The organism is Trichloromonas sp., assembly GCF_041583255.1.
Taxonomy (GTDB): domain Bacteria; phylum Desulfobacterota; class Desulfuromonadia; order Desulfuromonadales; family Trichloromonadaceae; genus Trichloromonas.
Genome location: NZ_JBFHGD010000209.1, coordinates 1 through 5822 on the forward strand (window position 1 = coordinate 1; position 5822 = coordinate 5822).

The following is a 5822-nucleotide window of genomic DNA, read 5'->3' on the forward strand; positions in this document are numbered from 1 at the left end:
AACTGCTGGCCGCGAACGGAGAGCGGTTCGGCCAGGGTCAAAAGGATCTTACCGGCCAAAATTTCGACATTTTGCACATCCTGCACATCCTCGAGCAGCACGATGAATTCGTCGCCGCCAAAGCGGGCCACGGTGTCCGCATCCCGCACGATGGCCAGCAATCGCCTCGCTACCGCCTGCAATACCTGGTCGCCGGCCTCATGCCCGTGGCAATCATTGATCGCCTTGAACCGGTCGAGGTCGAAAAAGAGCAGCGCCAGCAACCCGCCCGACCGGCGCGCTTTGCTCATGGCATGCTGCAGGCGGTCGGCAAAGAGCAGGCGGTTGGGCAGCCCGGTGAGGTTGTCGTGGTGGGCAAGATACTTGAAACGCTCCTCGTTCTCCTGCAGCCGGGTTTCGGCCAGTTTCCGCTCGCTGATATCCTGCACCAGGCCGATGCCGTAATGCGGCCGACCGTCGGCGTCCATCATCCAGGCGGTCGTCACGTAGCCCCAGACCACTTTCCCGCTGCTGTGCAGAAAACGTTTTTCGTAATCGATGAAGCGTTTTTTCCCCTCCCGCACCTCGTTGAAATAGACCCGGGTTATCTCCAGGTCATCGGGATGGGTCAGGTCTTCAACGCAGAGCGCTTTCAGCTCTGCGGCGGAATAGCCGACAAAGCGGCAGAAGGTCGGATTGACCTGAAGGTAGCGCCCGTCGATATCGATGGTGTTCATGCCGGCGCCGGCATGTTCGAAAATGGTCCGGAAACGCTCCTCGCTTTCGCGAACCTGCTGGGCCGTACGCATGTTCTGCACCGCCATGGCATAGACCGCCGCCAGCCGCTCCAGCAGCTCGAGGTCCTTGGCATGGTACTCCCGTTCGGCGTTGGCCAGGGCGATTATGCCCAGCAGCGCCCCGTCAGCCATGGCCGGTGCCCCGAGAAAACGCCGGATCGCCACATGCCCCTCGGGAATCCCGGTGGACCGGTGATCGGTTTCGGGCTCGTTGCAGAGAATCGGCTGGCGATGCGTCAGCACCCAGCCCCAGAGCCCCTTGAAGGCATGAAACACATGTTTCTTGTCCGGCACCCGGCAGGCCGCCCAGACCTCGCGAGTCATGGTCGGGCTGACCATATCCCCGGTCTGGGGATCGATGAAGCCGACAAAACCGTGGGGACTGCCGGTCAACTCCTTGCATTGCTGCAGAATGACCTCGGAAATCTCCTCGATCGATGACGAGGCCAGCATCAGCCGGCCGAGCTCGGCGATCGCCCGGTTGACCCTGAGTTCCCACTGCAGAGCTTCCCGCGAACGGCGCCGGTCGGTGATATCGCGCATGGCGCCGAGATAACCCAGCACCTCGCCGGACTCCGACCGGACCACGGTCCCGAGGGTCTCCCCGGGAAAGACACTGCCGTCCTTGCGGCGATAGTTCACCACGTAAGGCTGGTTCTTCTGCTCGGCGGACATATTGAAACGCAGCTGTCCCTGCTGTTCGTATTCTTCGAAGCTGGCATAAAAGACCGAGGTTTTCTGCCCCAGCAGATCCTGGGGATGATAACCGAAGACCCGGGTCATGGCGGGATTGCAGCGCACGATCTCGCGTTCGGGATTGCACAGCACCAGGCCGTCGGGGAGGCTGTTGATGGCGGCTTCGAAAAAAATCGTCTGCCGGGCCAGTTCTTTCTGCGCCTGGTGCCGATCGGTAATTTCGGCCTCAAGCTGCCGGTTCTTCCGCGAAATCTCCCGCAGTCCCCTTCGCACCTGGATCCGGCTGACCAGCAGCACCAGCAGCAGCAGAACCAGGGAAATCCCCATCCCTTTGAGCAGGGGCCGCAACCAGCCCGGACCGGTGGCGCCACTGGTGCCGCCGAGCCACTTGCCCAGCGATTGATAATAGATGGATTGCGGGTCGCCTTTAAGTTGCCGCAGATGACGGTCACAGGCCGCCAGCAAAGCTGGATCGGAGTTTTTGGCAAAGGCAATCCGTACCGATACCGGGCTCAGCAGAATCGGAGGTTTTTCCAGCTCCGACAGTTCACCGCTTGACTCAAAAACCCGGCTGAACAGGCCGGCATCGGCTAGGCCGTCCCGTACCGCCTTGGATACCTCGGCGAAATCAGAGAGTTCTATAAACTGAACCTGCAGAGAAAATTTTTCCGTCAGACGTTTCAGGCCGTCGGGGCCGCCATAAAGGACACTCCCCTTCATGACCGCGACGGTTTTCCCATCGAGATCGAGAATCGACTGAATTTTTGACCCGGGCTGGCTGAAAACCTGCCCCCAGTTTGAAAATACGGTTTCCGCATTAAAATTATACAGTCGTGCCCGCTCCGGGGTATGAGCAACGGTCGGCAGCAGAGCGATTTCACCGGCGGCGAGGCGCTGCAGGGATTCATCAAAGCTGCCAAGCACATATTCGACGGCCCACCCTTCCCGCTTGGCAATCTCGGCCACAACGTCCGCGAACAGCCCCTGGGGGCGGCCGGACTCATCATAATCGAGCATGGGGGGATTCGGGTAGATGCCGACCCGCACCGGTTCCAGGGCACTGGCCGGGGCGCCCCAGCAGAAAAAAATCATCCCCAACAGAATGATCACAACGCCCCTTATTGTCGTTTTTCTGTCTGCCATCTTGCCCCTGCTGAAAAATGGCCGGTCACCGGCGATTGAATCCATCGAATCCTGCAAACACCAGACCAAAAAACACAGCCTAATTACCGCCTGCTTATCTTGGGCGAATATTTCCCTTGACCATATCCGCCCAGGCGGATAGATTGCCTCCATGAAAAATACCGCACGACTCTTCAAGGCGCTCTCCGACGAGACACGCCTGCGCATCCTGGCCCTGCTGACCGAGGGCGAGCTCTGCGTCTGCGACCTGATGGCGGTTCTCGAACTCCCCCAGTCCACCGTTTCCCGGCATCTGGCCTACCTGCGCAACAGCGGCCTGGTTTGCGACCGCCGCGCCGGCGTGTGGATGTACTATCGCCTGGCCGAAGCGGACAATCCCCTGCAGCGCGAGACGCTCGCCCTGCTTGCCCGCTTTTTGCCGGACCTGCCCCGGGTTTTCAGCGACCGCGCTGCCCTGCAGATACGGCTGGAGAAAAGAGGCGAAGAGCTGGCGTGCGGATGAATGTTGCTGCACGCACCCGCTAATTTGGATTAGACATTTAAGAAAGGATTTTCTATGAGCATCCGTATCGGCATCAACGGCTTCGGCCGCATGGGCCGGCTGGCGCTGCGCGCCGCCTGGGATTGGCCCGAATTCGAGATCGTCCATATCAATGAAGTAAAAGGCGGCGCCGAGACGGCGGCCCACCTGCTCGAATTCGACTCGGTGCACGGCCGCTGGCCGCGGCAGCTCAGCGCCGAGGAAAGCGCCATAGAGATCGACGGCCGGCGGGTCGGCTACAGCGAGTTCAAGGCGCCCGGCGAAGTCCCCTGGGATGAGCACGGCGTCGACATCGTCATCGAGGCCTCGGGCAAGTTCCGCACCCCGCAGCTGCTGCAGCCCTATTTTGACCGGGGTGTCAAAAAAGTGATCGTCGCCGCCCCGGTCAAGGAGGGGGCGCTGAATATCGTCATGGGGGTCAACGACCAGCTGTACGACCCGGCGAAACACCACCTGCTCACCGCCGCCTCCTGCACCACCAACTGTCTGGCCCCGGTGGTCAGGGTGCTGCACGAGAAAATCGGCATCGAGCACGGGATGATCACCACCATCCATGACATGACCAACACCCAGGTGGTGGTCGACGCCCCGCACAAGGACCTGCGCCGGGCGCGCGCGGCCAGCATGTCGCTGATCCCGACCACCACCGGCAGCGCCACCGCCATCACCCTGATCTACCCCGAACTCAAGGGCAAGCTCAACGGCCACGCCATCCGGGTGCCGCTGCTGACCGGCTCACTCACCGACGCGGTCTTCGAGATGCAGCGGCAGGTCACCGCCGAAGAGGTCAACGGGCTGTTCCAAGAGGCCGCGGACACATACCTGAACGGGATCCTCGGCATCGAACACCGGCCGCTGGTCTCCATCGACTTCAAGAGCGATCCCCGCTCGGCCATCGTCGACGCCCCTTCCACCATGGTGGTCAACGGCACCCAGCTCAAGGTCTACGCCTGGTACGACAACGAAATGGGCTACGTTCACCGCATGATGGAGCTGGCAAAAAAGGTGGCACTGAGCCTGTCATGACCGACTTGCGCAACTACACCCTGGTCACCGCCGCCTACTGGGCCTTCACCCTCACCGACGGCGCCCTGCGCATGCTGGTGCTGCTGCACTTCCACGAGCTCGGCTACTCGGCGGTGCAGATCGCCATGCTGTTCCTGCTCTACGAATTCTTCGGCGTGATCACCAACCTGGTCGGCGGCTGGATCGGCTCGCACCTGGGCCTCAAGGTCACCCTGTTCGCCGGCCTCGCCCTGCAGGTGGTCGCCCTCTCCAGCCTGGCCCTGCTCGACCCGGGCTGGCCCGCGGCCCTCTCGGTCGCCTATGTCATGGGCGCCCAGGCCCTCTCGGGGATCGCCAAGGATCTGACCAAGATGAGCTCGAAAAGCGCCATCAAGGTGCTGATCCCCGAAGGCGCCGAAGGGACACTGTTCAAGTGGGTGGCGATCCTGACCGGCAGCAAGAACGCCCTTAAAGGGGCGGGATTTTTCCTCGGCGGAGTACTCCTTACCGGGCTCGGCTTTCGCACCTCGCTGCTGGCCATGGCCGGCGCGCTCGCCCTGGTGCTGGCCGCCGCGATCTTGAATCTGCCCGGCGACCTCGGCCAGGCCAAAAAGAAGGTCAAGTTCACCGCCATCCTCTCCAAAAGCCCGAACATCAACCTGCTGTCGGCGGCGCGGATGTTCCTGTTCGGCTCGCGAGACGTCTGGTTCGTGGTCGGGCTGCCGGTCTTTCTTTCGGCGTCCCTTAACTGGAGCCATGCCGAAGTCGGCGGTTTTCTCGCCCTCTGGGTGATCGGCTACGGCGGGGTGCAGGCGCTGGCCCCGAACCTGCTAAAGCGGGGACTCTCCGGCGGCACGCCCCAAGGGGGCACCGCCGCTCTCGGTGCCTTCGCCCTGGCGGCGCTGACCGCCTTGATCGCTCTCGGCGTGCAGGGGGGAGTCTCCCCCTGGCTGACTGTGGTGGCGGGACTGGCCCTGTTCGGCCTGGTCTTCGCCGTCAACTCCTCGGTCCACTCCTACCTGATTTTGAACTACAGCGACAACGACAGCGTGTCCCTCGACGTCGGCTTCTACTACATGGCCAACGCCGCCGGCCGGCTTTTCGGCACCCTGCTGTCAGGGGTCGTCTTTCAACTGGCGGGGCTGACCGGCTGCCTCTGGGTTTCGGTGGCACTGCTGCTGGGCACCGGGGTGATCTCCCTGAAACTGCCGCGGGGGAAAAGTGCGTACACTCCCTAAAGGACTTGCAGGAGGCGTCATGACATCGGCCATCACCAAAAAACTGTCCTTCATCGACCGTTACCTGACCCTGTGGATTTTCCTCGCCATGGCGGTCGGCGTCGGCACCGGCTGGCTCTTTCCCGGCGTGGAACAGGTGATCAACGCGTTCCAGGTCGGCACCACCAACATCCCCATCGCCGTCGGCCTGATCCTGATGATGTACCCGCCGCTGGCCAAGGTGCGCTACGAAGAGCTCGGCGAGGTCTTTCGCAACAAGAAGATTCTCGGCCTGTCGCTGCTGCAGAACTGGGTCATCGGGCCGCTCCTGATGTTCGCCCTGGCGCTGCTCTTCCTCCACGACCTGCCCGAATACATGGTCGGCCTGATCATGATCGGCCTGGCCCGCTGCATCGCCATGGTCATCGTCTGGAACGAGCTCGC

The 5822-nt window shown here is 62.1% G+C and carries 5 protein-coding genes; 4 read left to right on the forward strand and 1 reads right to left on the reverse strand.

Annotated features, from left to right (window positions below; translation table 11 throughout):
• Positions 1 to 2615: PAS domain S-box protein (locus ABYV89_RS13865; protein ID WP_432823536.1), on the reverse strand; the 2615-nt coding region annotated here is incomplete at its 3' end.
• A gap of 151 nt (positions 2616 to 2766) precedes the next feature.
• On the opposite strand from ABYV89_RS13865, the gene ABYV89_RS13870 reads away from it, so the two are divergent.
• The 4 genes from ABYV89_RS13870 to ABYV89_RS13885 form a co-directional block, all read left to right on the forward strand.
• Positions 2767 to 3117 (forward strand): ArsR/SmtB family transcription factor, encoded by a 351-nt coding sequence (locus tag ABYV89_RS13870; protein ID WP_432823537.1) that lies wholly within the window; start codon positions 2767 to 2769, stop codon positions 3115 to 3117.
• A 54-nt stretch (positions 3118 to 3171) separates the two neighbouring features.
• Entirely contained in the window at positions 3172 to 4182 is a 1011-nt protein-coding gene (locus ABYV89_RS13875; protein WP_432823538.1) for an ArsJ-associated glyceraldehyde-3-phosphate dehydrogenase, read from the forward strand.
• The gene (arsJ, locus tag ABYV89_RS13880) at positions 4179 to 5399 is read left to right on the forward strand and encodes an organoarsenical effux MFS transporter ArsJ (protein WP_432823539.1); all 1221 of its coding nucleotides are present in this window, start codon (positions 4179 to 4181) and stop codon (positions 5397 to 5399) included. Before ABYV89_RS13875 ends, arsJ begins: the two co-directional genes overlap by 4 nt.
• A gap of 19 nt (positions 5400 to 5418) precedes the next feature.
• Positions 5419 to 5822 (forward strand): arsenic resistance protein (locus ABYV89_RS13885; protein WP_432823540.1); only part of this gene is annotated, 404 nt, incomplete at its 3' end.

What these genes read in the sequence shown, in the direction of transcription:
- ABYV89_RS13870 (WP_432823537.1), top strand. Translation starts at nt 2,767, where the DNA reads ATGAAAAATACCGCACGACTCTTCAAGGCGCTCTCCGACGAGACACGC.
- arsJ (WP_432823539.1), top strand. Translation starts at nt 4,179, where the DNA reads ATGACCGACTTGCGCAACTACACCCTGGTCACCGCCGCCTACTGGGCC.
- ABYV89_RS13875 (WP_432823538.1), top strand. Translation starts at nt 3,172, where the DNA reads ATGAGCATCCGTATCGGCATCAACGGCTTCGGCCGCATGGGCCGGCTG.